The organism is Rhodococcus sp. 14C212, assembly GCF_011058195.1.
Taxonomy (GTDB): Bacteria; Actinomycetota; Actinomycetes; order Mycobacteriales; family Mycobacteriaceae; genus Rhodococcus; species Rhodococcus aetherivorans.
In genome coordinates, this window is sequence record NZ_JAALEH010000223.1 from 1 (window position 1) to 830 (window position 830).

The window sequence follows — 830 nt, forward strand, 5'->3', positions numbered from 1 at the left end:
TCGGATTCAAGACGGCTTCGTTGGAGACACACGCGGCTCAAGCCGGCATGACATGGGCTTCCTATCCGGCGCTCCGCCGTGCTGAGCGGAAGAATCCATGATCTTCGAACACGTGATCACGCCGGTAGTCGGCCGGAGTTCACGGACGGTGCCCATGCTCCTCCGGCTCGATATTGCGTCGCAGGCAGGACCTTCAGTCCTGATCGTTCAGCGAGCCGAAGCGATCGTCCCGCCGGAATTCGCACAGCAGAGCCAACGACCTGTGCTGATCCCATTCCCGCAGCGCCGTCACATACCGGGCATGCTCGGCGTCCCGTTCGGCGCTGAGCTCGAGGACGGGGAACTCCAGCCGCCGCATCGCTTCGCGACCAGCAGCGGGAGCGCTCTACCGTGGAACTCCTCGAACGGATGTAGGTGCAGCGCCTGAGCCTCCAGGTACGCCGGGGCTTCGAGTGGGAGCTCGACGTCGTCGCCGCGGTAGTCGGGTCGGCCGGTAAAGCGGTGGAACAGCTCCCGCATCTCCCGGTCCGCATGAATGTGTTCCGGCGGATAGTGGCCTTCCACCCCGGACCGGCTTGGTGCGCCACCTGCCGGCGATGTCGGGCCTCGCGTCGATCAGGATCCGGCGATGGAATTTGCGGTGCAGGTCGACGTCCACCGCCTCGTCGGCGAAGTGGCCGGAGCGGGTTTTCTCGACGACGCCGTTCTCGCCGCGCGTCGCTGACGGCTTCGAGGCCCTCGCAGGTAGCCGGCCAGGGCGTGTCTCGGGTCGGCCTCGGTGTCGGGGGCCGCGGGGGTCCGGTGGGGCCCGCACGCGAAGTGCGCGGAGT

At 67.3% G+C, this 830-nt stretch carries 1 protein-coding gene; it reads right to left on the reverse strand.

What is annotated here, in order from left to right; translation table 11 throughout:
* Positions 1 to 193: 193 nt before the first annotated feature.
* Positions 194 to 358 (reverse strand): hypothetical protein, encoded by a 165-nt coding sequence (locus G6038_RS31755; RefSeq protein WP_240918900.1) that lies wholly within the window; start codon positions 356 to 358, stop codon positions 194 to 196.
* Positions 359 to 830 lie beyond the last annotated feature (472 nt).

Bases quoted from the DNA above. Each gene is read 5' to 3' on its own strand.
- G6038_RS31755 (WP_240918900.1), bottom strand. From the start codon at position 358: ATGCGGCGGCTGGAGTTCCCCGTCCTCGAGCTCAGCGCCGAACGGGAC.